Raw genomic sequence first — 22,377 nt, forward strand, 5'->3', positions numbered from 1 at the left:
GCGGAGCAGGAAATACGGACACGGGTTGGCATCCAATCAGACGCCCCCTCAGGTCTCAACCGCCGCGAAGCGCGCCGAGATACGTGCCGATCCCGTCGAGCAGCATCTGCACGGAAATGGCCACCAGCAGCATGCCCATCAGCCGCTCGATCGCGGTCAGCGCACGCATGCCCAGCCACTTGTAGACCAGCGTGGCCGAGAACAGGATCATCGCCGTCGCCAGCCACGCCAGCCCCAGGGCCAGGCTCCAGCCGAGCAGACGCTCGGGCTCGTTGCTGCCCATCAGCATCACCGCGGCCATGCCGGAGGGGCCGGCCACCAGCGGGATGGCCAGCGGCACGATGAAGGGCTCGCCGCCGGGGATCTCGCCCATCAGGCCTTCCGGCCGCGGAAAGATCATGCGGATGCCGATCAGGAACAGCACGATGCCGCCGGCGATCTGCACCGACTCCTGGCGCAGGTGCATCAGTTCCAGGAAGTACTTGCCGCCCCACAGGAACCCCATCAGCACGACCAGCGCGATCAGCAGCTCGCGGATCAGCACGATGCGTTGGCGCTGCGGCGGCAGCGGCCGCAGCACCGACAGGAACACCGGGATGTTGCCCAGCGGGTCGAGGATCAGGAACAGCAGCAGCGCTGCGGACAGGATGGTCATGCCAGGGATTCCAGACCAGGCCGCGCCGCTCGGCGCCGTCTGGAGAAAGCAGGGTCACGCAGTGTGCGGCGTACTGGTCGGCATCGGCCAGCGCCGGATCGGTGTCCTCGGCGTAGGCGCGGGCGCGCAGCATGGTGCGCATCGGCCCGGGCTGCAGCGCGCTGACCCGCACCGGGGTGCTGGCCAGCTCGGCGTGCAGCATCTGCACCAGCGCGGCCAGCCCGTGCTGGGCCACGCCGTAGCCGCCCCAGTAGGCGTGACCGACGCGGCGCGGATTGTCCAGGGTGAACACCAGCGCGCTGTCCGCCGCACGACGCAGCAGCGGCAGGCAGGCCTGGCTCAGCCACCACGCCGCGGTGAGGTTGACATGGATGGCGCGCGCGAAGGCAGCCGGGTCGGTGTGCTCCAGCGGGGTCAGGCCGCGGAACTCGGCCGCGCAGTGCAGCACCCCGTCGAGGCGGCCGAGGTTAGCCTCGATGCGCTGGGCCAGTTCGGCGTAGTCGTCCGGTGCGGCGCCTTCCAGGTCCAGCGGATAGAGCAGCGGCTCGGGGCCGAGCTGGGCGCAGGCGTCATAGATGCGGGCGAGCTTGGCCGGCCGGCGGCCCAGGAGCACCAGGGTGGCACCGGCCTGCGCGCAGGCGCGGGCACTGGCCTCGCCCAGGCCGCCGTGCGCCCCGCTGATCAGCACCACACGCCCGGCCAGGGACTGCACGGGGCGCATGGGCACCTGCAGCAGACTCACCGCGGCATGGCCTCGGCGACGATGCGTTCCAGTTCGCCGGACTCGTGCAGTTCCAGGGTGATGTCGCAGCCGCCGATCAGTTCGCCATGGATGAACAACTGTGGGAACGTCGGCCAGTTGGAAAAGCGCGGCAGGTTGGCGCGGATCTCGGGCTCTTCCAGCACGTTGATCGCGCGCAGGTCCACCGCGCCGGCCGACAGCAGGGCCTGGACCGCGCGGCTAGAGAAGCCGCACATCGGGTACTCCGGGGTGCCCTTCATGAAGAGCACCATGGGGTGGCGGTCCAGCTCCGCCTGGATACGTTCCAGCACCGGCATGTTGCGTTCTCCTGCGTTGCCGCACGCCCTTGACGGCATGCGCACCCTCGTCGAGTAAACTGCGCGGCGCTTTCCATCGCCGCTGGTCGGACGCAATTGTAAGCCCTGCGCCCCCGCCCCCGGCATCTGCCAGACACGCCAAGCCAAGAGGAACCGCCATGGCCATCGAGCTCCCCGCCCTGCCCTACGACCGCACCGCACTGGAACCGCACATCTCCGGCGAGACCATCGATTTCCACTACGGCAAGCATCACAAGGCCTATGTGGACAACCTCAACAAGCTGATCGAGGGCACCGAGTTCGCCGACCAGCCGCTGGAGAGCATCATCAAGAAGTCCCAGGGCGGCGTGTTCAACAACGCCGCGCAGGTGTGGAACCACACCTTCTACTGGAACTGCCTGTCGCCCAACGGCGGCGGCGCGCCGAGCGGCAAGCTGGCCGAGCTGATCAACGCGGCCTTCGGCGACTTCGAGAAGTTCAAGGAAGAGTTCACCAAGACCGCCATCGGCACCTTCGGCTCGGGCTGGGGCTGGCTGGTGCAGAAGAAGGACGGCAGCGTCGGCCTGGTAAGCACCTCCAACGCCGCCACGCCGCTGACCGGCGAGGACACCCCGCTGCTGACCATCGATGTGTGGGAGCACGCCTACTACATCGACTATCGCAACGCGCGTCCGAAGTACGTCGAGTCGTTCTGGTCGCTGGTCAACTGGGACTTCGTGGCCAAGAACCTGGCCTGATCCTTCGCTGGCTGTACGAAAAGGCCGGGGATTCCCCGGCCTTTTTCATGGGCGCGTCCAGCGGCAACCGGGACGCGGGAGGCGATCCGCTCAGCTGCGCGCCAGGCGCTCCAGCACCGGCTGCACCTGGGCCTGACGCGAAAGCGCCTCACCCGCCGCGGTCAGGGCGACGGACAGGGCCTGTGCGGTATCGGCACGCAGCGTGGCGTGGCCGACCTTGCGACCCTCGCGCGGCGACTTGCCGTAGTCGTGCCAGTGGCCTCCGGGCTGGTCGAGCACCCCGTTGGCGTCGGGCATCTGCCCCAGCCAGTTGAGCATGCAGGCGTGTCCGCGCATGGCCGGCTCGCCCAGCGGCAGGCCCAGCACCGCGCGCAGGTGCGCCTCGAACTGCGAGACCTCCGCGCCTTCGATGGTCCAGTGCCCGGAGTTGTGCACGCGCGGGGCCATTTCGTTGGCCAGCAGCGTCTCGCCCTGGCAGAACAGCTCCAGCGCGAACACCCCGACATAATCCAGGCGCTCGGCCACGCGCCGCGCATAGTCGACCGCCTGCGCCTGCAGCGCCTGGCTGGCCTGCGCCGGCGCCAGGCTGGCCGACAGCACGCCGTCGACATGCCAGTTCTGGGTCAGCGGGAAGGCCTTGAACGCACCATCGCGGCCGCGCACGGCCACCACCGACACCTCGCGCTCGAAGGCGACGAAGCCCTCCACGATCAGTCCGACGGTGACGGCCTGCGCGCCCAACGCGTCCCACGCGGCCTGCGCGTCGGCCGGCGACTTGATCCGGAACTGGCCCTTGCCGTCGTAGCCGAAGCGCCGCGTCTTGAGGATGCAGGGCGTGCCGATCCGTGCCAGCGCCGCGTCCAGCCCCTCGCGCGAGTCGACCGCCGCGAACGCCGGCACCGGGATGCCCAGCTCGCCGAACAGCGTCTTCTCCGACAGGCGGTCCTGCGCTACGCCCAGCGCCTGCGGATTGGGATACACCGGCACCCGCTCGGCCAGCCACTGCGCGCTGGCGGCCGGCACGTTCTCGAAATCGAAGGTCACCACATCGACCCTGGACGCGAACTGCGCCAGCGCCGGCTCGTCGTCGAACGCGCCCACCTGCAGCGGCGCGCACTGGCCGGCGCAGGACGCGGCCGACGGGTCCAGGACGAGGAACTTCAGCCCGAGCGGCACGCCCGCCAGCGCCAGCATGCGGGCCAGCTGCCCGCCCCCCAGGATCCCCACTGTCGTCATGCGCGCCCCCGCTGCGAAAGAATGCCGACCGTGCTCATCGCCGCGGATCGTCATGGTCCATGACGTCCTGGGTCTGCTTGGCCCGGAAGGCGTCCAGCGCCTGCGCCACCGCCGGCGCCTCCGGCGCCAGCATCGCCGCGGCGAACAGCGCCGCATTGGCCGCGCCGGCGTTGCCGATGGCGAAGGTCGCTACCGGGATGCCGGCCGGCATCTGCACGATGGACAGCAGCGAATCCATGCCGTTCAGGGCCTTGGACTGCACCGGCACGCCCAGGACCGGCACCGCGGTCTTGGACGCCAGCATGCCGGGTAGGTGCGCCGCGCCGCCGGCGCCGGCGATGATCGCGCGCAGTCCGCGCGCGGCGGCCTGCTCGGCATAGGAGAACAGCACGTCGGGCGTGCGGTGGGCCGAGACGACCTTCACCTCGTAGGCAACGCCCAGCGCATCGAGCTTCTGCGCGGCGTGCTGCATGGTCTCCCAATCCGAACGCGAGCCCATCACGATGCCCACACGCGGCGCTGCCAGATCGTCGGTCATTGGCCCTGCCCTGCGACAAAACGATATTCTAGCGATCTTGTTCGCCAACGGACCTTCCATGGACCGCAAACTGCTCGATCTGCTGTGCTGCCCCGTCTCGCGCCAACCGCTGGGCCCGCTCGAGGCCCGCGGCGTGGAGGCGCTGAACCGCGTCATCGCGGCCGGCGCGCTCAAGCGCGTGGACGGCAGCGCCCAGGCCGAACCGCTCAAGGAAGCCCTGGTCACCCGCGACCGCAAGACCGTCTACCGCGTCGAGGACGGCATCCCGGTCCTGCTGCCCGAGGAAGGCATCGCCACCGTCCAGGTCGCCGACTTCCCGGCGTGAGCGCCGCCGCGCCGCTGCCGCCGCCCGAGGCGGTGGTCCTGGACGATGTGCGCCGCGCCCTGGCCGAGGACCTCGGCCCGGGCGATGTCACCGCCGCGCTGCTGCCGGATACCGACGATGTCGCCTATCTGCTGTGCAAGCAGGAAGCGGTGATCTGCGGGCGGCCGTGGTTCGACGCCTGCCATCGCCAGCTCGATCCGCAGGTCTCCATCGACTGGCGCGTGGCCGAGGGCCAGCGCGTGGCCGCCGGCACCGTGCTGGCCACCCTGCGCGGGCGCGCGCGCACGCTGGTCAGCGCCGAGCGCACCTCGCTCAACTTCCTGCAGACCCTGAGCGGCACGGCCACGGTCACCGCGGCCTTCGTCGAGGCCGTGCGCGGGACCGGCGCGCACATCTTGGACACGCGCAAGACCGTGCCGGGCCTGCGCCTGGCGCAGAAGTACGCCGTGCGCTGCGGCGGCGGCGACAACCACCGCATCGGCCTGTTCGACATGGTGATGCTCAAGGAAAACCATGTGCGCGCCGCCGGCGGCATCGCCGCGGCCATGCGCGCGGCCCGCGCCCTGTACCCGCAGCTGCCGCTGGTGGTCGAGGTCGAGTCGCTGGACGAGCTGCGCCAGGCACTGGAACTGCCCTGCACCCGGATCATGCTCGACGACTTCAGCCCCGAGCAGCGCCGCGAAGCGGTGCGCATCGCCGCCGGCCGCGTGCCGCTGGAGGTCTCCGGCATGGTCGATCTGGACACCGTGCGCGCCGTGGCGCAGGACGGCGTGGACTGCATCTCCATCGGCGCGCTGACCAAGCATGTGCACGCCGTGGACCTGTCGCTGAAGCTGGGCCCGCCGCCGCACAGCGCTTGATCGGCGTGGGGTTTCACGCGTCTTGGCCTGTGACTCTGCCAGCGTACGTAGTGAGAACTCACCTTCATCAAGGATCCGCAGACGATGCCGTTTCGCTGGACGCGCGTCCTGGCACTGCTGCTGTTGGGCATCGGCACCCGGGCGCAGGCGATCGAGGTCTGCGACGCCCCGCCGCGCTTCGGCCTGAGCCAGGCCGCGATCGCCATCGTCCGTGCCGCCTGCGAGGAGCACCGGCAGTGGATGCGCCCCTTCATCGACCGTCAGGGCCGGCTGGCCTCGTTGCGCGTCACCGAAGCCGAGAGCGGCAACCTGGCCGACCACGGCCTGGTGCCCTGGCAGCGCGTGGCCGGCTATTGGCGCGAGAGCGGCACGCTGTCGCAGGTGGCGGGCGAGCCCGGCGCGGCCAGCTGCTGGGCACCGCCGGGCAATCGCTTCACGGACAGCGACTGCCGCGCGTTCCTGATCGATACGCCGTGGTCGGCGGCATTCGTGTCCTGGGTCATGACGCGGGCCGGCGTCATGAACTTCACCCGATCGCCGCGCCACATCGACTACATCCGCGCGGCCTTTCGCGACGGTGGCAGCGGCGGCCCCTACCGCTTCACCGATCCGGCCACCGAGAAGCCTGCGCCCGGCGATCTGCTGTGCTTCATCCGCAACCGCCGGCAGGTGATGGGCTTCGCCGGCCTGAACGCCGCCCTGGCCTCCCGCGCCGGCGTGCCCAACCAATCCCATTGCGACATCGTGGTGGCCGCCAATGTCGGCGGCGACCGCACTCTGCACCTGATCGGCGGCAACGTGCTCAACGCGGTGACCATGCGCCAGCTGGACCTGGACCGCAGCGGCCGCGTGGTCCTGCCGCTGCCGCGTGTGAGCGAGGACGGCGGTGATGCCACCGGTCCGGGCGCCGAATGCACGCCCGCACAACCCGACCAGTGCAACTTCAACCGTCAGGACTGGGCGGTGCTGCTGAAGCTGCAGGTGGCCGACCCGGCACCCGCCGCGCCTGCTGCGCCGCCGCCCGTGGAACCGCAGCCCCTGCCGCAGGCCCCGCCTGCGCCGGAGGCGCCGGGCCAGGCCCCGGCCCCGAATGCGCCGCCCGCCGCGGCACCTCCGGTCGAGGCACCGGCGCCCTTGAAAAGCGGCGAGTGATCCACGCCTGCCGCGCAGGCCCGCGCACCGCTAAAGTCGCGCCATGACTCCGATCCTCATCCTGATCTTCGGCGCGGCCGTGTTCTTCTGGTGGAACGCCTCGCGCGCCGCGGCCGAACGCGCCACCCAGGTCGGTCGCAACGCCTGCGAGGCGGCCGGCGTGCTGTGGCTGGACCAGAGCGTGCAGGCCACCGGCGTGCGCCTGCGCCGCGGCGAGGACGGCAGGCTGGGGCTGGAGCGCAGTTTCCGCTTCGACTATTCCCACGACGGCGTCGAGCGCCACACCGGCAAGATGGTGCTGCATGGGCAGCGGCTGGTGTCCTTCGTCGGGCCTACGCGCCCGGACAACACTGCGCAGTTCCCCAGCCTGCACTGACGCCGGGGCTTCATTCGGCCGGCACCGCGTGTTTCAACGGCGGCGCGGTGGCTCGCCCTTGAGCACGCAGACCAGCACCAGCAGCGCCGTCGCCACGCCGATGACGATCAGGTGCGCCTGCGTGTGATGGCCGTGGCGGAACAGCCCGCTCGCGCCGCCCACCACGCCCAGGTACAGGACCATCGTCAGCCAGCCCTGCCAGCGGCACGGCAGGCCCCAGCCGAAGCCGAAACGCTTGGCGGGGAACCAGTAGTCGGCGTGTGGATCAGGCATGGCGGCTTCCCGGCGGCAACGGTGCAGGCTTACGGCAAACCATAACTCCGTCATTCCCGCGAGAGCGGGAATCCAGCGCCTTTGGCCTTACCGCTTGAAAGTCGCTGGGTTCCCGCTTTCGCGGGAACGACGGCAGGGGATTTTATCGGCTGTGCTACTTCACCACGCGCAGATGCGGGCGCTTGGCCGGTGGCGGCGTCGGTTCGTCCGGGGCCGCGCCATCGGGCGAAGGCGGCTCATCATCGTCGTGCGGACCCTGCCCGGCGGCGATGTCCTCGGGCAGCGCCATGCCCTGGCCGGTCTCGCGCGCATAGATCGCCAGCACCGCCGAGATCGGCACGTTGACCGGATAGCTCACCCCGCCGAAGCGGGCGCTGAAGCTGACCGTCAGGTTGTCGATGACCAGGTGCGCGACCGCACGCTGGGCGATGTTGAGCACCACCCGGCCTTCCTTGACCGCGCTGGAGGGCACCTGCACCCCGGGCTGGGTCGCATCGACCAGCAGGTGCGGGGTCATGTCGTTGTCGGCGATCCATTCGGCCAGCGCCCGCAGCAGATACGGGCGATGGCTGGTCATCGGGGGCACGTCTTCAGTCATGCCCGCAGTTTAGCCAAGAGCGAGGAATGAGGGGGAGAAGACGGCGGCGCAAGCGCCACCTGCTCATCCACGCCTCAGCGCTTCGGGCTCACTCCTGCCTTCAGGCCGGCAGATCGCGCAGCTTCTTTTCCTGCTCGGTCAGGCTGCGCACGAAGCCCGGATTGCGGAAGATGCGGTTGCCGTAATCCTCGATCGCCTTGCCGTCTTTGGGCAGGCCGACGTCCAGCGACTGCAGGCGCCAGATGATCGGGGCCATGGCGCAGTCGGCCAGGCTCATTTCCGGGTTGAGGAAGAACTTGCTGGCCTTGAACAGGGGCACCGAGGCGGTCAGCAGCTCCTTCAGGCGCTTGCGGCCGGCGTCGGCCTGGGCCTTGTTGCCCAGCTGGATGGCCTGCACCTGCGGCACCCAGTCCACCTCGATGCGCAGCATCGCCAGGCGCAGGCGCGCGCGGGAGAGCGGATCGACCGGCATCAGCGGCGGGTGCGGGTAGCGCTCGTCCAGGTACTCGCTGACCACCGAGGCGGCGTACAGCGTCAGGTCGCGCTCGACCAGGGTCGGCACGGAGTGATAGGGGTTGAGGTCGATCAGGTCCTCGGGCGGATTCTGCGGATCGACCGGCACCAGGTCGTAGCTGACGCCTTTGGCGGCCAGCACCAGCCGCACGCGGTGGCACAGCACATCATCCACGGAGGAGAACAGCGTCAGGGTATTTCGCATGCGGGCACTCATCACCTTGTCGGGCTCATCCAGCGGCCGGCATCCACCGGCCACGCCTGTTTCTGCCAGGCTTCCTGCCTGGACACCGCGTCGCGGCATGCCGCGAGACGCGATGAACATGAACATAGCAGGCAGCCGCCGATTTGCGCACCCCTGCTGGAGGTCATGACCCCGCTTTAGTGGACGTCCTTCCAGAACTCCTTCTTCAGCAGGAATGCCAGGAAGGTCAGCCCCGCCAGGAACAGGATCACCCACACGCCCATGCTCTGGCGCTTGAGCGCGGCCGGCTCGCCGGCGTACTCAAGGAAGTTGGTGATATCGCGCACGGTGCGGTCGAACTCGGCCGGACTCTCGGTCCCGGGCGAGGCCAGCACCAGCGCCTCGACCGGCTTTTCCTTGGTCTGCGGGTCTTCCGGGCCGAACTTGGCGTGCTGCAGGCCCTGCAGCTCCCACAACGGGTTGGGCATGGAGGCGTTGGGGAACAGCTTGTTGTTCCAGCCCAGCGGCCGGCTCTCGTCCAGGTAGAAGGACTTGAGGTAGGTGTAGACCCAGTCCGGACCGCGTACGCGCGCGATCAGGCTCAGGTCCGGCGGCATCTTGCCGAACCACTTGGTCGCCCCGTCGTGCGGCATGGCCACCTGCACCTGCTGCCCCACCGGCGCGCCGGTGAAGTTGAGGTTGGCCATCACCTGGTCCTCGGTCAGGCCCAGGTCCTGGGCCATGCGCGAATAGCGCAGGTACTTGAGCGAGTGGCAGCCCGAGCAGTAGCCCATGAACAGCTTGGCGCCGCGCTGCAGCGAGGCCTTGTCGCTCAGGTCGTTGCCGGCCTGCAGCGTCGCGCCGCCCTCGGCGGCCAGCAGGCCGGTGCTCAGCAGCAGGCCAGCGGCGAAGGCCGCCAGCCGCGGGAGAAGGCGCTTAGTCATGCGTGCTCACCCGGTCGGGCACCGGCTTGGTGCGTTCAAGGCCGAAGAACGTGTACACCCACAGGAAGATGAAGAAGCCGAAGTAGCAGCAGGTCAGCACCCGGCCGATGTAGGTCTCGGTGATGTCCGTGCCGGGGCCCGACCCGATCTTGCCCAGGTAGACGAAGCTGAAGGCGAAAATTCCCAGCGCGATCTTGTAGGCCAGGCCGCGGTAGCGGATCGAGCGCACCTTGCCGCGGTCCAGCCAGGGCACGGTGAACAGGATGGCGATGGCCGAGAACATCACCAGCACGCCGCCCAGCTTGTTGGGCACCACGCGCAACATCGCGTAGTAGGGCGTGTAGTACCAGACCGGCTTGATGTGCTCGGGCGTCACCAGGCGGTTGGCCTCGGTGAAGTTGTCGTGCTCCAGGAACAGGCCCCCGAAGGCCGGCGCGAAGAAGATGATGAACGCACCGATCACCAGCAGGAAGCCCACGCCGACCAGGTCCTTGACCGTGTAGTACGGGTGGAACGGGATCGTGTCGATCGGCGCGGTCTTGCTCCAGCGGTTGCCCTTGGGCCCGTGCTTGGTGTCCACGCCCTGCGGGTTGTTGGAGCCGACCTCATGCAGCGCGCCCAGGTGCAGCACCACCAGCAGCAACAGCACCAGCGGCAGCGCGATCACGTGCAGGGCGAAGAAACGGTTGAGCGTGGCATCGCTGGGCAGGTAGTCGCCCATGATCCATTCGGTCAGGCCCTGCCCGATCACCGGGATGGCGCCGAACAGCGAGATGATCACCTTGGCGCCCCAGAACGACATCTGGCCCCAGGGCAGCACGTAGCCCATGAAGGCCTCGGCCATCAGCACCAGGTAGATCAGCATCCCCAGGATCCACACCAGCTCGCGCGGTTTCTGGTAGCTGCCGTACATCAGCCCGCGGAACATGTGCAGGTAGACCACGATGAAGAACAGCGAGGCGCCGGTGGAATGCATGTACCGGATCAGCCAGCCCCACTCGACGTCGCGCATGATGTACTCGACCGAGGCGAAGGCCTCGGCCGCGCTGGTCTTGTAGTTCATCGTCAGGAAGATGCCGGTGACGATCTGGTTGACCAGGATCAACAGGGCCAGCGAGCCCATGTAGTACCAGAAGTTGAAGTTCTTCGGCGCGTAGTACTCGCTCATGTGCTTGCGGTACATGGGCATCAGCCCGGGCGCCCGCGCCGTGACCCAGTCGAAGACCCCGTTGGCCGCTCGCGTGATGACGTTGGACATCAGGCAGCTCCCTGCGGATCGACGCCGATGATGATGGTGTTGTCGTCCTGGTAGTGATGCGGCGGCACCAGCAGGTTGATCGGCGCCGGCACGCCCTGGAACACGCGCCCGGACATGTCGAAGCGCGACTTGTGGCAGGGGCAGAAGTAGCCGCCCTTCCACTGCGGATCGAACGGCTCGGGCCGGATCTCGGCGATGATCTCCGGCGAGCAGCCCAGGTGCGTGCACAGGCCGACCAGCACCGAGATTTCCGGCTTGATCGAACGGAACTCGGGATTGCCCTTGAGCACGTAGGCCGGCTGCTGGTCCTTGTTGGTGCTCTCCGGATCGCGCAGGCGATCGTCCAGGCTCGGCAGCGCGTCCAGGATCGCCTTGGAGCGCTTGACCACCCAGATCGGCTGGCCGCGCCATTCCAGCACCATGCGCTGGCCTTCCTGCAGCCCGGTGATGTCGGCGGTCACCGGTGCGCCGGCGAGCTTGGCCCGGGCGCTTGGATTCCATGACTTGATGAACGGGACGGCCAGAAAGCCTGCACCCACGGCACCGACGACTGCGGTGGTGGCCGTCAGGAACCGGCGGCGCCCCGCATCCACGGGCATTGTGACCTCGTCGTTGGCCATCCCTTACTCCGCGAAAACATCTTGAGGTAGCTGTCTGGCTGCCAGTGATGGGGCCGATGGAATGGCCTCATCGCAAGAGCGCGTCGGAGTCTAACTGAATAAAAAATTTCGCCACAACAATCCCTTTCCGATCAATCAGTTGGAAAAGGAAAACCCGGCCGTTCCGGTACTGCAGCGCAACATCCGTTCAGCGAAGGCCGACCGTCCCCAGGTTGGCCCGGTAGCGCTCGGCCAGCACGCCCACGCGCTGCACGTAGCGCTGGGTCTCGGCATAGGGCGGCACGCCGCCGTTGCGGTCCACCGCGCCTTCGCCGGCGTTGTAGCCGGCTGCGGCCAGGGTCAGATTGCCCTGGTAGCGCTTGAGCAGCCAGGCCAGGTACTGCACGCCGCCGCGGATGTTCTGCGTGGCGTTGTAGGCATCGTCCACGCCGAAACGGCGCGCGGTGGCCGGCATCAGCTGCATCAGCCCCATCGCGCCGGCGCGCGAGAGCGCCAGCGGGTTGTAGGAGGATTCGGCATGGATGATGGCGCGCACGATCGCCTCTTCCACGCCGAATTCGCGCGCGGCCGAGGCGATCTCGCTCTCGTAGGCGACCGTGTTCAGCCGTACCGCGCCGAAGTTGAGGTTGGGATTGCCGCAGGCGTAGCAGGTCTCGATGAAGCTGTACTTGATCGTGCGGATGTCGGCGCTGGCCAGCCCGCGCGGACGGGCGCTGGTGTAGTTGCGCACCCCGTCCTTGATGAAGGAATAGACCTGGCCGCTGACCACGCGGCGCGGCGGCACGGCCGCGGGCTTGGCCACGGCGGCGGTCGGCGGCGGCGGTGCGGCCGGGACGATGGCCGTCGAAGGCCGCGACTCGACGCTGGGCGGCACGATGGCGGCAGGCGCGGCAGACGCGGGAGGTCTGTGTGTCGGCGCGCTGGCCTGGGCGCGGCGCGCCGGCTCGGCCCGGTACTGGCTCACCACCGTGCAGGTGGCGCCGGAGACGCGCTTGCTGACGTAGGCCGGGATCCCGTCGGCGCCGACGCACTTATACAACGTGCCGGCGCTGGCCGGCAGCGCGACCAGCGCGGCAGCGATCATCCCCAGTCGCAGCAGCCCCCTCATGGGCGCGAGTGTCCCAGCTTATCAATGACTTAACAAGCATTCGGCGTGCGGTCGGCAGGGTGACGCTCCGGTGGGGCGCGGCACAGCGTTTGCCCTCCTCGTCCCTCGCGTGCGACTGCCCGCTGCGCCTGCCGTCCGGCTCAAGCCGCCAAGCCGCTAAACTAGCCGGCTTCCCCGCCCACCCGACTGGATTAAGCGCCATGACCGGGACGCCAGACGTCACCCCGCCCGCCTCGGGCGACACCTCGCTCATCCCCCTGCCCTTCGTCGCCACCCGGCCGGCGCATGTGCGCGGCAAGCTGTACATCAAGACCCACGGTTGCCAGATGAACGAGTACGACTCGGCCAAGATGGCCGACGTGCTCGCCCAGGCCGAAGGGCTGGAGCTGACCGACCGGCCCGAAGAGGCCGACGTCATCCTGGTCAACACCTGCTCGATCCGCGAGAAGGCGCAGGAGAAGGTCTTCAGCCAGCTGGGCCGCTGGAAGGAATTCAAGACCGGCGACCGCGAGGTCATCATCGGCGTCGGCGGCTGCGTGGCGTCCCAGGAAGGCGAGGCCATCGTCAAGCGCGCCCCCTATGTGGATCTGGTGTTCGGCCCGCAGACCCTGCACCGCCTGCCCGAGCTGATCCGTGCGCGGCGCGAGCAGAACCGCCCGCAGGTGGACATCAGCTTCCCGGAGATCGAGAAGTTCGACGCCCTGCCCGAACCGCGGGCCGAGGGCCCCAGCGCCTTCGTGTCGATCATGGAGGGCTGCAGCAAGTACTGCAGCTTCTGCGTAGTGCCCTATACCCGCGGCACCGAGGTGAGCCGGCCATTCGAGGACGTGCTGGTCGAGGTGGCGCAGCTGGCCGCCCAGGGCGTGCGCGAGATCAATCTGCTCGGCCAGAACGTCAACGCCTACCGCGGCCCGTACGGCGAGGGCGAGATCGCGGATCTGGGCATGCTGATCCGCACCATCGCCCAGATCGAGGGCGTGGGCCGCATCCGCTTCACCACCTCCCATCCGCTGGAGTTCTCCGACACGCTCATCGATGCGTACCGCGACGTGCCGCAGCTGGCCAACTACCTGCACCTGCCGGTGCAGGCGGGCAGCGACCGCATCCTCAGCGCGATGAAACGCGGCTACACCGCGCTGGAGTTCAAGTCCAAGATCCGCAAGCTGCGCGCGGTGCGGCCGGACATCTCGATCAGCTCGGACTTCATCGTCGGCTTCCCCGGCGAGACCGATGCGGACTTCGAGAAGACCATGAAGCTGATCGAGGACGTGGGCTTCGACCAGAGCTTCTCCTTCATCTACTCGCGCCGTCCCGGAACGCCGGCGGCCGACCTGGCCGACGACACACCCAGCCAGATCAAGCACGCGCGCCTCGAGCGCCTGCAGGCGCGCATCAACGCCTTCGCCGCGGAGATCTCACAGAGGATGGTCGGCAGCGTGCAGACCGTACTGGTCGAAGGCCCGTCGAAGAAGAATCCCAACGAGCTCACCGGCAAGACCGAGAACATGCGCTCGGTGAACTTCCCCGCGCCGCAGCGCCTGATCGGCCAGTTCGTCGATGTGCTGATCACCGAGGCGCTGACCAACTCGCTGCGCGGCCGCGTGGTCACCGACACGGAGCGGGCCGCATGACCGCGCGCATCAGCCGCGACACCCAGCTGTGCATGTCGCTGTCCGGACGGCCGGGCAACTTCGGCACGCGCTTCCAGAACTACCTCTACGACGCGCTGGGCCTGGACTACCTGTACAAGGCATTCACCACGACCGACCTGGAGGGCGCGATCGCCGGCATCCGCGCGCTGGGCATCCGCGGCTGCGCGGTGTCGATGCCGTTCAAGGAGGCGGTGATCCCGCTGCTGGACGGCCTGGAGCCGTCGGCCAAGGCGATCGATTCGGTCAACACCGTCCTCAACACCGAGGGCGTGCTGCGCGGCTACAACACCGACTACACCGCGGTGGCCACGCTGATCGCCGACAGCGGGCTGTCGCCGGACACGCCGGTCGCGCTGCGCGGCAGCGGCGGCATGGCCAAGGCCACCGCCTGTGCGCTGCGCGACGGCGGCTTCGCCCGGGGCTGGGTCGTGGCGCGCAACGCGGTGGCCGGCCAGCGCCTGGCGCGCACCGCCGGCTGGCAGTGGTCCGAGGACATGCGCGGCGTGACCGCCGGGCTGCTGGTCAACGTCACCCCGATCGGCATGGAAGGCAGTTCCGATGCGCAGTCGCTGGCCTTCACCGAAGCGGAAGTCGCCGCGGCGCAGCTGGTCTTCGACGTGGTCGCCATCCCGGTGGAAACCCCGCTGATCCGGCTGGCGCGCGCCCTGGGCAAGCCGGTGATCACCGGCGGCGAGGTGATCGTGCTGCAGGCGGTAGAGCAGTTCGTCCTGTACACCGGCGTGCGGCCCGAACCCGAGCTGGTCGCCCGCGCCGCCGCGCACGCGCTGGGCTGATCAGCGGCGCGCGCGCCTGCGCGGATCGCGGGCAGGCGGCGCACTTTCCGCACGCAGGCTGTCGACGAGCGAAAACACCCACGGCCGCAGCGCGACCAGCATACCGACGCTGCGCCGCCGCTCCGGCGGCAGGCTGATGTCCAGCTCGGCCGCTTCCTTGAAGTCGACCACCAGCTTGTCCAGCTTGCGCCGCAGGGTGGCGACCGACGCCTCGCCGAGTTCGCCGATTTCCAGGGCCAGGTGCGCCTCGGCCGCGGCGAAGTCGTCCTTGAGGAATTCATGGCTGGCCATCTGCAGGTAGCGGGCGCGCACCGGCCCGTCGTCGCGCCATGAGAAATCGCGCGGCACGCGCAGGCGCACGTGGTTACCCGGCAGCAGGTCGAGCAGGCGCAGACGATCGAGCTGGGCCAGCAGCCGCACCAGCTCGGGCGGCCTGAGTCCGAAGCCTTCGCCGATCGCCGCGGTCCGCCAGCCCTGGCATAGCAGGTGGAAGACGGTCATCAGCCGCGGCTCGGCCGCCAACGACCGCTCCTGGTGCAGGGTGAGATGGCGGCGCGACTCGCGCGCGCCGCGGGCCGTGCGCGCCAGCTCGAAGAAGTCGATGTCCAGCACCTCGCAGATCTGCTCAAGGCGCGCCAGGTCCATGCGCCCGCTGGAAAGCACGCGTTTGATCGTCGGCTCGGACACCCCCAGCGCCGCAGCCAGGTCGGCATAGCGCCAGCCGCGTTCCTTGAGCAGGCGCTTGAGCGCGGTGAGCAGGCGTTCGCGGTCGGCCATGGCAATGGAGGCGCGTCACAGAAGGAGGGACGGGATCATATTCCGATACTTGTCCGAACTTGATTGCGGATCTTGATCCGCGGCGTGCAGGGTGCGCTCACCTCTCCAGCCAAGTACGCGCATGCCCGCCCTGCCCGCTCCCGCCTGTCGGCCCGCCGAACTGCTCAACGATGTCCATGCCCGCCTCAATCCCACACGGGCGCACATGCTGCGGCCCGGCTCGGTGGCCGAGGCCTGCGCGGCGATCCGCGCCAGCGCGCGGGCCGGATCGCCACTGATCGCCGCCGGCGCGCGGCATGCGATGGGCGGCCAGCAGTTTCTCGCCGATGGTCAGGTGCTGGACACCGCCGCGCTGGACCGCGTCGTGGACTTCGACCCGGTGCGCGGCCTGATCACGGTCGAAGCCGGCATCCGCTGGCCCGCGCTGCTGGCCTGGCTGGCGGCGTGCCCGGGCAACACGGCGGGCTGGACGATCCGCCAGAAGCAGACCGGCGCCGACGACTTCAGCCTGGGCGGCGCACTGGCCGCCAACATTCATGGGCGCGGGCTGTGCCTGGCCCCGTTCGTGGAGGACGTGGAGGCGCTGATGCTGATCGATGCGCAGGGCCAGCGGGTACAGGCCAGCCGCGGCGAGGGGGCCGAGCTGTTCGCCCTGGTGGCCGGCGGCTACGGGCTCTTCGGCCTGGTGGTGGAGATGACGTTGCGGCTGACGCCCCGGCGGACGCTGCGCCGTCAGGTGTCGCTGGCCCGCATCGGCGGCGTGCAGCGCGCATTCGAGGACGCGATCGCCCAAGGCTGCACGTATGGCGATTTCCAGTTCGCGATCGATCCGCGTAGCGAGGATTTCCTCGATCTGGGCGTGCTGTCCTGCTATCGCCCGGTCGATGGCGTCGAGCCCGACGCGCCGCGCCATCTGCAGGCCGAGGACTTCGGCCGGCTGCTGTGGCTGGCCCACCAAGCGCCCTCGCGCGCCTTCCAGGAATACGCCGATTTCTATCTGTCTACCGACGGACAGCACTACGCCAGCGATGCGCAGCAGACCGGCGTGTATCTGGAGGACTATCACGCGGCGGTCGATCGCAGCCTGGGCCACTGCGGCTCGGAGATGATCACCGAGCTGTACGTGCCCCGCGGCGCGCTGGCGGGCTTCATGGGCCGCGCCGCCGACAGCCTGCGTCGCCACCACGCCCAGCCGGTCTACGGCACGGTGCGCCTGATCGAACGCGAAACGACCAGCGTGCTGGCGTGGGCACGGCAGGACTGGGCCTGTGTGGTGTTCAACCTGCACGTGCAGCATGGCCCGGCCGGCGTGCAGGCCGCGGCCGTGGCCTTCCGCGCGCTGATCGACGATGCGCTGTGGTTCGGCGGCAGCTACTACCTGACCTATCACCGCTGGGCCACACGCGAGCAGGTGCAGGCGGCGCATCCGCGCTTCGCCGAGCTCCTCCGCGCCAAGCGCGCACTCGATCCGCAGGGCCGCTGGCAGAGCGACTGGTATCGCCACCACGCCGCGCTGGTGACGCGCTGACATGGCCGGCATCAGCACCTCGATGCTGCTCGCCGCCGCCGCGGTACGCGAGGCGCGGACGGATCGCACGCCGTCCGCGCAGCGCAACGCCGCCATCGCCCGTGCCTGCCTGCAGCGCGCCGGGAGCGGCGGCGATCGCCTGCTGCGCGCAGTCGATACGCGGCCTGGACGCGGCCTGCTGCGGCTGCTCGAGGCCGCCTGCCTGCCTGGCATCGGTGCGCACTACACCTGGCGCAAGCGTCGGATCCGGCGATGGGCGCAACAGGCCTGCGCCGAGGGCGTGCAGCAGGTGCTGATCCTGGGCGCCGGCTTCGACGGGCTGGCGCAGGCGTTGCTGGACCAGGCGCCGGCGCTGCGCGTGTTCGAGGTCGATCGCGGGGCCACGCTGGCGATCAAACAGGCCGCGCTGCGCGCGCTGCGCCTCGACGATCCGCGCCTGCGGCTATGTCCTGGCGAACTCGGGACGGTGCCGCTGGCGCGCTGGCTGCGCGGATTGCCCGGCTTCGCGCCGGAACTGCCCACGCTGATTGTCGCCGAGGGCCTGCTGATGTACCTGCCGCTGGACACGGCGCAGGCGCTGCTGCGGCAACTGGCCCGCGCCCTGCCCGATGCACGCCTGATTGCCACCGCGATGGCGCTGCGCCACGACGGCGCGCCCGGCTTCGTCCGGCAGCACCCCTGGGTGCGGCGCTGGCTGGGGCGGCGCGGCGAACCGTTCCGCTGGGGCGCGACGCGCCAGGCCCTGCCGACGCTGCTCGGCCAAGGCGGCGTACGGATGGACGGAATCGCCGACGCAGACGATGCGGATGATCCCGACCCCGCGCCCGGGGAATGGCTGTTCCACGGCCGCCTGCTGCATCCGGACCACAGCGTTGCAGCCGCCTCTCCACACAGCCGACTCAGGGCCGCCGCGCTACCCTAGGCGGCCTATGACGACCCACCATCACGATTTCACCCTCGACCCCTACGACACCGAGCAGCTGGCCAACCTGGCCGGGCCGTTCGATGCGCATCTGCGCCAGATCGAACTGAAGCTGGGCGTGGAGATCTCCAACCGCGGCAACGTGTTCCGCGTGCAGGGCCCTGACCGGGCCGTGGCGGCGACCGAGCAGCTGTTGCATACGCTGTACGCGGAAGCCGCGACGGAGACCTTCGACGCCGATGCGATCCACCTGCGCCTCAACGAGGCCAATCTGGAGCATGTCGCCGCAGGTGGCTACGCGCCGCAGGACGTGGCGATCAAGGTCAAGCGCGGCACGGTGCGCGGCCGCGGCCCCAACCAGGCCGCCTATCTGCACGCCATCGCCACCCACGACATCAACTTCGGCATCGGTCCGGCCGGCACCGGCAAGACCTTCCTGGCCGTGGCCATGGCGGTGGAGGCGCTGAACGAGGCGCGCGTGCAGCGCCTGGTGCTGGTGCGCCCGGCGGTGGAGGCCGGCGAGAAGCTCGGCTTCCTGCCCGGCGACCTGAGCCAGAAGGTGGACCCCTACCTGCGCCCGCTCTACGACGCCCTGTACGAGATGCTGGGCGTGGAGAAGGTGGCCAAGCTGCTGGAGAAGAACGTCATCGAGATCGCGCCGCTGGCCTACATGCGCGGACGCACGCTCAACGATGCCTTCGTGATCCTGGACGAGGCGCAGAACACCACCGTCGAGCAGATGAAGATGTTCCTGACCCGCATCGGCTTCGGCAGCACCGCGGTGGTGACCGGCGACATGAGCCAGACCGACCTGCCCAAGCACATCCGCTCCGGGCTCAAGGACGCGCTGGAGGTGCTGCGCGGCGTGGACGGGATCTCCTTCAGCTTCTTCGGCGCGCGCGATGTGGTGCGCCATCCGCTGGTGGCGCGCATCGTGCGGGCTTACGATGCGCGCGACGACAAGGCCGCCGATCCGGCGTGAGTTGAAACCGACATGACCCAGGGTCCGATCCATCTGCAGGTCGCGGTCAGCTATGCGCTGCCGCGCGCCGGCCTTCCGTCCGCGGTGAGTTTCCGCAAGTGGGTCGCCGCGGCGCTGAAGGGCCGCATCCGCGAGGCCGACCTGGCCATCCGCCTGGTCGATGCCAAGGAAGGCCGCGCGCTCAACCGGCATTACCGCGGCAAGGACTACGCGACCAATGTGCTGTCCTTCCCGGGCGAGCTGGACGAGACGATCAAGCTGCCCAAGGGCGTGACCATGCCGCTGCTGGGCGACCTGGTGATCTGCGCGCCGGTCGTGGCGCGCGAGGCGCGCGAGCAGGACAAGGCGCTGCTGGCGCACTACGCGCACCTGACCGTGCACGGCACCCTGCACCTGCTGGGCTGGGATCACGAGGACGACACCGAGGCCGAGGCGATGGAGCAGCTGGAACGCGAGATCCTGGCCGAGCTGGGCATCGACGATCCCTACGCGGCGGACGGCGCCGCATGAGCCGGCGCGCGCTCGTCACCGCGCTGCTGCTGTGTGCGCCGTTCGCCCCGCCGCGCGCGCATGCGGCCGAGGCCACGCCGATCGCCAAGCCCGACCTGGCCGCGCTGATCGAATGCCGCAAGGAGGTTCCGGACTTCCTCGCGCTGGCCCCGGCCGTGAGCGACCCGCTCAAGGCCGTGGCGCTGGGCTGGAAGCCGCTGCCGCAGGTCAACCAGTTCATGACCGAATTCCAGCTGGCCGCGCCGATCACCGTCTTCGGCCATGCCACCGACCGGATCGCCTTCGCCGGCGACAGCATCATGGCGATCCTGGACCTGCCCGATCCACGCCCACTGGCGCACCAGCTGGAGCTGGAGACCGGCATCGACACGCCGGAGAAGGCCATCTTCGGCAAGCAGCTGCGCGCGACGACACGGACCGATCCGGCCAGCGGCCAGACCCTGATCCAGGCCATCATCCTCAATGTCTCCAACGTCGCCTCGCACCCGGGCAAGACGCTGGCCGGCTGCAGCTACAACCTGGACACCGAAGGCCCCGATCCGGCCCCGGCGGCGCCCGCCGCCCAGGCTCAGGCCCACTGAACGCGGCGTCAGACGGCGCTTGAAACCGTTCTGCTAGACTGACCGTAACGCCCGCGATCGCCGGGTGCCGTCTACCCCCCAATGTCAGAAGACGACAGTACAACCGCGTCGGAAATCCCTGAAAAACGACGCAGCTGGCTCGAACGCCTGAGCCAGGCGTTCTCCGGCGAACCGGAATCCCGCGAAGACCTGCTCGCGCTGCTGCGCGACGCCCAGCACAACGGCCTGCTCGAGGCCGACACCATGAAGATGATGGAAGGCGCCATGTCGGTGGCCGAACTCACCGTGGGCGATGTGATGGTCTCGCGCTCGCAGATGGTCTCCCTGGCCGTGGACACGCCCTTCCTGCAGCTGATGCAGCAGGTGGTCGAATCGGGCCACTCGCGCTTCCCGGTGCACGGCGAGAACAAGGACGAGATCCTGGGCATCCTGCTGGCCAAGGACCTGCTGCGCGGCGTGGTCGCCGACAACGGCCCGGGCACGGTGCGCGAGCTGCTGCGCCCGGCGGTGCTGATCCCCGAATCGAAGAAGCTCAACCTGCTGCTCAAGGAGTTCCGCCTCTCGCGCAACCACATGGCGCTGGTGGTGGACGAATACGGCGGCGTGGCGGGCCTGGTCACCATCGAAGACGTGCTGGAGCAGATCGTCGGCGAGATCGACGACGAGCACGACGAGGCCGAGGACGAGGCCTCGCGCATCGCCGCGCAGGCCGATGGCCAGTACGTGGTCGACGCGCTGACGCCGATCGAGGACTTCAACGAGCGCTTCGGCGCGGACTTCCCCGACGACGAGTACGACACCGTCGGCGGCCTGGTCACCGACGCCATCGGCCACCTGCCCGAGACCGGCGAGGAGCTGACGCTGGGACGCTTCGCCTTCCGCGTGGCCAAGGCCGATGCGCGCCGCGTGCACGCTTTCCACGTCGGCGTATTGCCCGAGGATTGAGCTTGAAGACCACCGGCCTGCTGGCGCGCCTGCTGTGCGCGCTCGTGTTCGCGCTGCTGGCCTGTGCCGCGCCGGCCGCACCGCGCATCGGGGTGATGACGATGCAGCCGGGCGAGGTGTTCTTCGAACGCTTCGGCCATGACGCGCTGGTGGTCGCCGACCCGCAGACCGGCCAGGCCACCTCGTACAACTTCGGCTTCTTCGATCCGGACGAGCCGGGCTTCGTGCGCCGCTTCATCGACGGCAAGATGCTGTACTACCTGGTCGCGCTGCCGCTGCAGGAGGACCTGCAGAGCTATCAGGCCGAAGGCCGCGGCGTGTCGATCCAGTGGCTGGACCTGACCCCGCAGCAGGCGCAGGCGCTGGCCGATTCGCTGGCCTGGCGCGCGCGTCCGGAAAATGCGCGCTATCCCTACGACTACTTCACCAGCAACTGCGCCACGCAGGTGCGCGATGCGCTCGATGCGGCCATGGGCGGGGCGCTGAAGAAGCAGCTGGCCGGCCGTTCGCGCGGCAACACCTACCGCAGCGAGTCGGTGCGCCTGGCCTCGCCGGCCTGGTGGATGTGGATCGGCTTCGACCTGGGCTTCGGCCCCTACGCCGACCGCCAGCTCTCGCGCTGGGACGAGGCCTTCGTGCCGATGCGCCTGGCCGATGCGCTGACCCAGGTGAAGACACCCAGGGTCGCCCGCTGGTGCAGTCGACCCAGCAACTGCTGCCGCACCGCATCGCACCCGAACCGCCGGAGACCGCGCGCAGCTGGTGGCCGTGGCTGCTGGCCGGCGTGCTGGTGGCGTTCGCGCTGGTGTGGCTGGGCACGCGCGCGCGGCGCGTGGTCGGCGGCGTGGCGCTGGTGTTCTGGCTGGTGTGCACGCTGGCCGGCGCGCTGATGCTGTTCATCTGGTTCGGCAGCGGCCACGTGGCCGGCTGGGCCAACCGCAACCTGCTGCTCCTCGATCCGCTGTGCGTGCTGTTGCTGCCCGCGGCGGTGCAGGTGCTGCGCGGCCGCGCGCTGGCCGCGTGGTCGCGCTGGCTGCTGCGCCTGGTGGCGGCGCTGTCGGTGCTGGCGTGGATGCTGCACTGGTTCCCGTTCAACGTGCAGGCCAACATCGCCTGGGTCGCGCTGCTGGTGCCGGTGCATCTGGCGCTGGCGTATGTGCTGACCGCTCAGCGCGCGACGCGCTGATTCCACGCGCTTGCAGGCCCGCGCGGGCCTGCGCCAGCGTTGGGTTCCGCTTCCCGCCTGTCTT

General features: G+C 69.4%; 25 protein-coding genes and 2 pseudogenes. 14 read left to right on the forward strand and 13 right to left on the reverse strand.

Annotated elements, in window-relative coordinates:
• Positions 1-55: 55 nt before the first annotated feature.
• The 3 genes and pseudogenes from ACFJIT_RS10935 to grxD form a co-directional block, all read right to left on the reverse strand.
• Positions 56-655, reverse strand: a complete 600-nt coding sequence (locus ACFJIT_RS10935) for a MarC family protein (RefSeq protein WP_379653626.1) — start codon at positions 653-655, stop codon at positions 56-58.
• A 4-nt stretch (positions 656-659) separates the two neighbouring features.
• Positions 660-1,376 (reverse strand): annotated as a pseudogene (locus ACFJIT_RS10940) (SDR family NAD(P)-dependent oxidoreductase); the annotation flags it as partial.
• 17 nt (positions 1,377-1,393) lie between these two features.
• Positions 1,394-1,714 (reverse strand): Grx4 family monothiol glutaredoxin, encoded by a 321-nt coding sequence (gene grxD, locus ACFJIT_RS10945; protein WP_130519896.1) that lies wholly within the window; start codon positions 1,712-1,714, stop codon positions 1,394-1,396.
• A gap of 158 nt (positions 1,715-1,872) precedes the next feature.
• On the opposite strand from grxD, the gene ACFJIT_RS10950 reads away from it, so the two are divergent.
• Positions 1,873-2,451, forward strand: coding sequence for a superoxide dismutase (locus tag ACFJIT_RS10950; protein ID WP_130519894.1), 579 nt, complete (start codon positions 1,873-1,875; stop codon positions 2,449-2,451).
• 90 nt (positions 2,452-2,541) lie between these two features.
• On the opposite strand, the gene ACFJIT_RS10955 is transcribed toward ACFJIT_RS10950, so the two are convergent.
• The gene (locus ACFJIT_RS10955) at positions 2,542-3,687 is read right to left on the reverse strand and encodes a 5-(carboxyamino)imidazole ribonucleotide synthase (protein WP_379653627.1); all 1,146 of its coding nucleotides are present in this window, start codon (positions 3,685-3,687) and stop codon (positions 2,542-2,544) included.
• Positions 3,688-3,721: 34 nt separating this feature from the next.
• Positions 3,722-4,225 carry a 5-(carboxyamino)imidazole ribonucleotide mutase gene (gene purE / locus ACFJIT_RS10960; RefSeq protein WP_379653628.1) on the reverse strand — a complete coding sequence of 168 codons (504 nt, stop codon included), beginning with the start codon at positions 4,223-4,225 and terminating at the stop codon, positions 3,722-3,724.
• 58 nt (positions 4,226-4,283) lie between these two features.
• Here purE and ACFJIT_RS10965 point away from each other — a divergent pair, with 58 nt between their 5' ends.
• From ACFJIT_RS10965 to ACFJIT_RS10980, 4 genes are all read left to right on the forward strand, one after another.
• Positions 4,284-4,550 (forward strand): Trm112 family protein, encoded by a 267-nt coding sequence (locus tag ACFJIT_RS10965; RefSeq protein WP_130529061.1) that lies wholly within the window; start codon positions 4,284-4,286, stop codon positions 4,548-4,550.
• Positions 4,547-5,410 carry a carboxylating nicotinate-nucleotide diphosphorylase gene (gene nadC / locus ACFJIT_RS10970; RefSeq protein ID WP_379653629.1) on the forward strand — a complete coding sequence of 288 codons (864 nt, stop codon included), beginning with the start codon at positions 4,547-4,549 and terminating at the stop codon, positions 5,408-5,410. Before ACFJIT_RS10965 ends, nadC begins: the two co-directional genes overlap by 4 nt.
• 84 nt (positions 5,411-5,494) lie before the next feature.
• Positions 5,495-6,562: a DUF2272 domain-containing protein gene (locus ACFJIT_RS10975; protein ID WP_379653630.1), complete on the forward strand. Its 1,068-nt coding sequence runs from the start codon at positions 5,495-5,497 to the stop codon at positions 6,560-6,562.
• Between the two features lie 43 nt (positions 6,563-6,605).
• Entirely contained in the window at positions 6,606-6,938 is a 333-nt protein-coding gene (locus ACFJIT_RS10980; protein ID WP_130553893.1) for a DUF3301 domain-containing protein, read from the forward strand.
• Positions 6,939-6,971: 33 nt separating this feature from the next.
• Here ACFJIT_RS10980 and ACFJIT_RS10985 read toward each other — a convergent pair whose 3' ends face one another.
• The 7 genes from ACFJIT_RS10985 to ACFJIT_RS11015 all read right to left on the reverse strand — a co-directional run bounded on the left by ACFJIT_RS10985 (position 6,972) and on the right by ACFJIT_RS11015 (position 12,436).
• Positions 6,972-7,211, reverse strand: coding sequence for a hypothetical protein (locus tag ACFJIT_RS10985; protein WP_379653631.1), 240 nt, complete (start codon positions 7,209-7,211; stop codon positions 6,972-6,974).
• A gap of 154 nt (positions 7,212-7,365) precedes the next feature.
• Positions 7,366-7,809 carry a ClpXP protease specificity-enhancing factor gene (locus ACFJIT_RS10990; protein WP_130519878.1) on the reverse strand — a complete coding sequence of 148 codons (444 nt, stop codon included), beginning with the start codon at positions 7,807-7,809 and terminating at the stop codon, positions 7,366-7,368.
• Between the two features lie 100 nt (positions 7,810-7,909).
• Positions 7,910-8,539: a glutathione S-transferase N-terminal domain-containing protein gene (locus ACFJIT_RS10995; RefSeq protein ID WP_130523470.1), complete on the reverse strand. Its 630-nt coding sequence runs from the start codon at positions 8,537-8,539 to the stop codon at positions 7,910-7,912.
• A 164-nt stretch (positions 8,540-8,703) separates the two neighbouring features.
• Positions 8,704-9,450, reverse strand: coding sequence for a cytochrome c1 (locus ACFJIT_RS11000; protein ID WP_130519873.1), 747 nt, complete (start codon positions 9,448-9,450; stop codon positions 8,704-8,706).
• Positions 9,443-10,708 (reverse strand): cytochrome bc complex cytochrome b subunit, encoded by a 1,266-nt coding sequence (locus tag ACFJIT_RS11005; RefSeq protein ID WP_130519871.1) that lies wholly within the window; start codon positions 10,706-10,708, stop codon positions 9,443-9,445. The genes ACFJIT_RS11000 and ACFJIT_RS11005 overlap by 8 nt, the downstream gene beginning before the upstream one ends.
• Complete coding sequence (petA, locus tag ACFJIT_RS11010) at positions 10,708-11,328, reverse strand: ubiquinol-cytochrome c reductase iron-sulfur subunit (protein ID WP_130519869.1); 621 nt, start codon at positions 11,326-11,328, stop codon at positions 10,708-10,710. Before petA ends, ACFJIT_RS11005 begins: the two co-directional genes overlap by 1 nt.
• A gap of 187 nt (positions 11,329-11,515) precedes the next feature.
• The gene (locus ACFJIT_RS11015; RefSeq protein ID WP_379653632.1) at positions 11,516-12,436 is read right to left on the reverse strand and encodes a lytic transglycosylase domain-containing protein; all 921 of its coding nucleotides are present in this window, start codon (positions 12,434-12,436) and stop codon (positions 11,516-11,518) included.
• A gap of 200 nt (positions 12,437-12,636) precedes the next feature.
• Here ACFJIT_RS11015 and miaB point away from each other — a divergent pair, with 200 nt between their 5' ends.
• Both miaB and ACFJIT_RS11025 read left to right on the forward strand, forming a co-directional pair.
• Entirely contained in the window at positions 12,637-14,067 is a 1,431-nt protein-coding gene (miaB, locus tag ACFJIT_RS11020) for a tRNA (N6-isopentenyl adenosine(37)-C2)-methylthiotransferase MiaB (RefSeq protein ID WP_379653633.1), read from the forward strand.
• Positions 14,064-14,882, forward strand: coding sequence for a shikimate 5-dehydrogenase (locus ACFJIT_RS11025; RefSeq protein ID WP_130529043.1), 819 nt, complete (start codon positions 14,064-14,066; stop codon positions 14,880-14,882). The genes miaB and ACFJIT_RS11025 overlap by 4 nt, the downstream gene beginning before the upstream one ends.
• Here the strand turns inward: ACFJIT_RS11025 and ACFJIT_RS11030 are convergent, their stop codons facing one another.
• Complete coding sequence (locus ACFJIT_RS11030) at positions 14,883-15,659, reverse strand: helix-turn-helix transcriptional regulator (protein ID WP_130519862.1); 777 nt, start codon at positions 15,657-15,659, stop codon at positions 14,883-14,885. It abuts the gene before it with no gap.
• A 121-nt stretch (positions 15,660-15,780) separates the two neighbouring features.
• On the opposite strand from ACFJIT_RS11030, the gene ACFJIT_RS11035 reads away from it, so the two are divergent.
• The 7 genes and pseudogenes from ACFJIT_RS11035 (at position 15,781) to ACFJIT_RS11065 (ending at position 22,313) form a co-directional block, all read left to right on the forward strand.
• Positions 15,781-17,187 (forward strand): FAD-dependent oxidoreductase, encoded by a 1,407-nt coding sequence (locus ACFJIT_RS11035; RefSeq protein ID WP_379653634.1) that lies wholly within the window; start codon positions 15,781-15,783, stop codon positions 17,185-17,187.
• Position 17,188: 1 nt separating this feature from the next.
• Positions 17,189-18,109 carry a class I SAM-dependent methyltransferase gene (locus ACFJIT_RS11040; RefSeq protein WP_379653635.1) on the forward strand — a complete coding sequence of 307 codons (921 nt, stop codon included), beginning with the start codon at positions 17,189-17,191 and terminating at the stop codon, positions 18,107-18,109.
• 7 nt (positions 18,110-18,116) lie between these two features.
• A complete protein-coding gene (locus ACFJIT_RS11045; RefSeq protein ID WP_130523467.1) occupies positions 18,117-19,091 on the forward strand; it encodes a PhoH family protein in 975 nt (324 codons plus the stop codon).
• Between the two features lie 12 nt (positions 19,092-19,103).
• Positions 19,104-19,601: an rRNA maturation RNase YbeY gene (ybeY, locus tag ACFJIT_RS11050; RefSeq protein ID WP_130523466.1), complete on the forward strand. Its 498-nt coding sequence runs from the start codon at positions 19,104-19,106 to the stop codon at positions 19,599-19,601.
• Positions 19,598-20,182 carry a hypothetical protein gene (locus tag ACFJIT_RS11055; protein WP_379653636.1) on the forward strand — a complete coding sequence of 195 codons (585 nt, stop codon included), beginning with the start codon at positions 19,598-19,600 and terminating at the stop codon, positions 20,180-20,182. The genes ybeY and ACFJIT_RS11055 overlap by 4 nt, the downstream gene beginning before the upstream one ends.
• An 81-nt stretch (positions 20,183-20,263) precedes the next feature.
• On the forward strand, positions 20,264-21,127 hold the full coding sequence (locus ACFJIT_RS11060; protein WP_379653637.1) for an HlyC/CorC family transporter: 864 nt from the start codon (positions 20,264-20,266) through the stop codon (positions 21,125-21,127).
• A gap of 2 nt (positions 21,128-21,129) precedes the next feature.
• Positions 21,130-22,313 (forward strand): annotated as a pseudogene (locus ACFJIT_RS11065) (DUF4105 domain-containing protein).
• Positions 22,314-22,377 lie beyond the last annotated feature (64 nt).

Source organism: Pseudoxanthomonas sp. UC19_8, from assembly GCF_042700505.1.
GTDB classification, from domain to species: domain Bacteria; phylum Pseudomonadota; class Gammaproteobacteria; order Xanthomonadales; family Xanthomonadaceae; genus Pseudoxanthomonas_A; species Pseudoxanthomonas_A winnipegensis.

Bases quoted from the DNA above. Each gene is read 5' to 3' on its own strand.
- ACFJIT_RS10935 (WP_379653626.1), bottom strand. From the start codon at position 655: ATGACCATCCTGTCCGCAGCGCTGCTGCTGTTCCTGATCCTCGACCCG.
- grxD (WP_130519896.1), bottom strand. From the start codon at position 1,714: ATGCCGGTGCTGGAACGTATCCAGGCGGAGCTGGACCGCCACCCCATG.
- ACFJIT_RS10950 (WP_130519894.1), top strand. From the start codon at position 1,873: ATGGCCATCGAGCTCCCCGCCCTGCCCTACGACCGCACCGCACTGGAA.
- ACFJIT_RS10955 (WP_379653627.1), bottom strand. From the start codon at position 3,687: ATGACGACAGTGGGGATCCTGGGGGGCGGGCAGCTGGCCCGCATGCTG.
- purE (WP_379653628.1), bottom strand. From the start codon at position 4,225: ATGACCGACGATCTGGCAGCGCCGCGTGTGGGCATCGTGATGGGCTCG.
- ACFJIT_RS10965 (WP_130529061.1), top strand. From the start codon at position 4,284: ATGGACCGCAAACTGCTCGATCTGCTGTGCTGCCCCGTCTCGCGCCAA.
- ACFJIT_RS10975 (WP_379653630.1), top strand. From the start codon at position 5,495: ATGCCGTTTCGCTGGACGCGCGTCCTGGCACTGCTGCTGTTGGGCATC.
- ACFJIT_RS10980 (WP_130553893.1), top strand. From the start codon at position 6,606: ATGACTCCGATCCTCATCCTGATCTTCGGCGCGGCCGTGTTCTTCTGG.
- ACFJIT_RS10985 (WP_379653631.1), bottom strand. From the start codon at position 7,211: ATGCCTGATCCACACGCCGACTACTGGTTCCCCGCCAAGCGTTTCGGC.
- ACFJIT_RS10990 (WP_130519878.1), bottom strand. From the start codon at position 7,809: ATGACTGAAGACGTGCCCCCGATGACCAGCCATCGCCCGTATCTGCTG.
- ACFJIT_RS10995 (WP_130523470.1), bottom strand. From the start codon at position 8,539: ATGAGTGCCCGCATGCGAAATACCCTGACGCTGTTCTCCTCCGTGGAT.
- ACFJIT_RS11000 (WP_130519873.1), bottom strand. From the start codon at position 9,450: ATGACTAAGCGCCTTCTCCCGCGGCTGGCGGCCTTCGCCGCTGGCCTG.
- ACFJIT_RS11005 (WP_130519871.1), bottom strand. From the start codon at position 10,708: ATGTCCAACGTCATCACGCGAGCGGCCAACGGGGTCTTCGACTGGGTC.
- petA (WP_130519869.1), bottom strand. From the start codon at position 11,328: ATGGCCAACGACGAGGTCACAATGCCCGTGGATGCGGGGCGCCGCCGG.
- ACFJIT_RS11015 (WP_379653632.1), bottom strand. From the start codon at position 12,436: ATGAGGGGGCTGCTGCGACTGGGGATGATCGCTGCCGCGCTGGTCGCG.
- miaB (WP_379653633.1), top strand. From the start codon at position 12,637: ATGACCGGGACGCCAGACGTCACCCCGCCCGCCTCGGGCGACACCTCG.
- ACFJIT_RS11025 (WP_130529043.1), top strand. From the start codon at position 14,064: ATGACCGCGCGCATCAGCCGCGACACCCAGCTGTGCATGTCGCTGTCC.
- ACFJIT_RS11030 (WP_130519862.1), bottom strand. From the start codon at position 15,659: ATGGCCGACCGCGAACGCCTGCTCACCGCGCTCAAGCGCCTGCTCAAG.
- ACFJIT_RS11035 (WP_379653634.1), top strand. From the start codon at position 15,781: ATGCCCGCCCTGCCCGCTCCCGCCTGTCGGCCCGCCGAACTGCTCAAC.
- ACFJIT_RS11040 (WP_379653635.1), top strand. From the start codon at position 17,189: ATGGCCGGCATCAGCACCTCGATGCTGCTCGCCGCCGCCGCGGTACGC.
- ACFJIT_RS11045 (WP_130523467.1), top strand. From the start codon at position 18,117: ATGACGACCCACCATCACGATTTCACCCTCGACCCCTACGACACCGAG.
- ybeY (WP_130523466.1), top strand. From the start codon at position 19,104: ATGACCCAGGGTCCGATCCATCTGCAGGTCGCGGTCAGCTATGCGCTG.
- ACFJIT_RS11055 (WP_379653636.1), top strand. From the start codon at position 19,598: ATGAGCCGGCGCGCGCTCGTCACCGCGCTGCTGCTGTGTGCGCCGTTC.
- ACFJIT_RS11060 (WP_379653637.1), top strand. From the start codon at position 20,264: ATGTCAGAAGACGACAGTACAACCGCGTCGGAAATCCCTGAAAAACGA.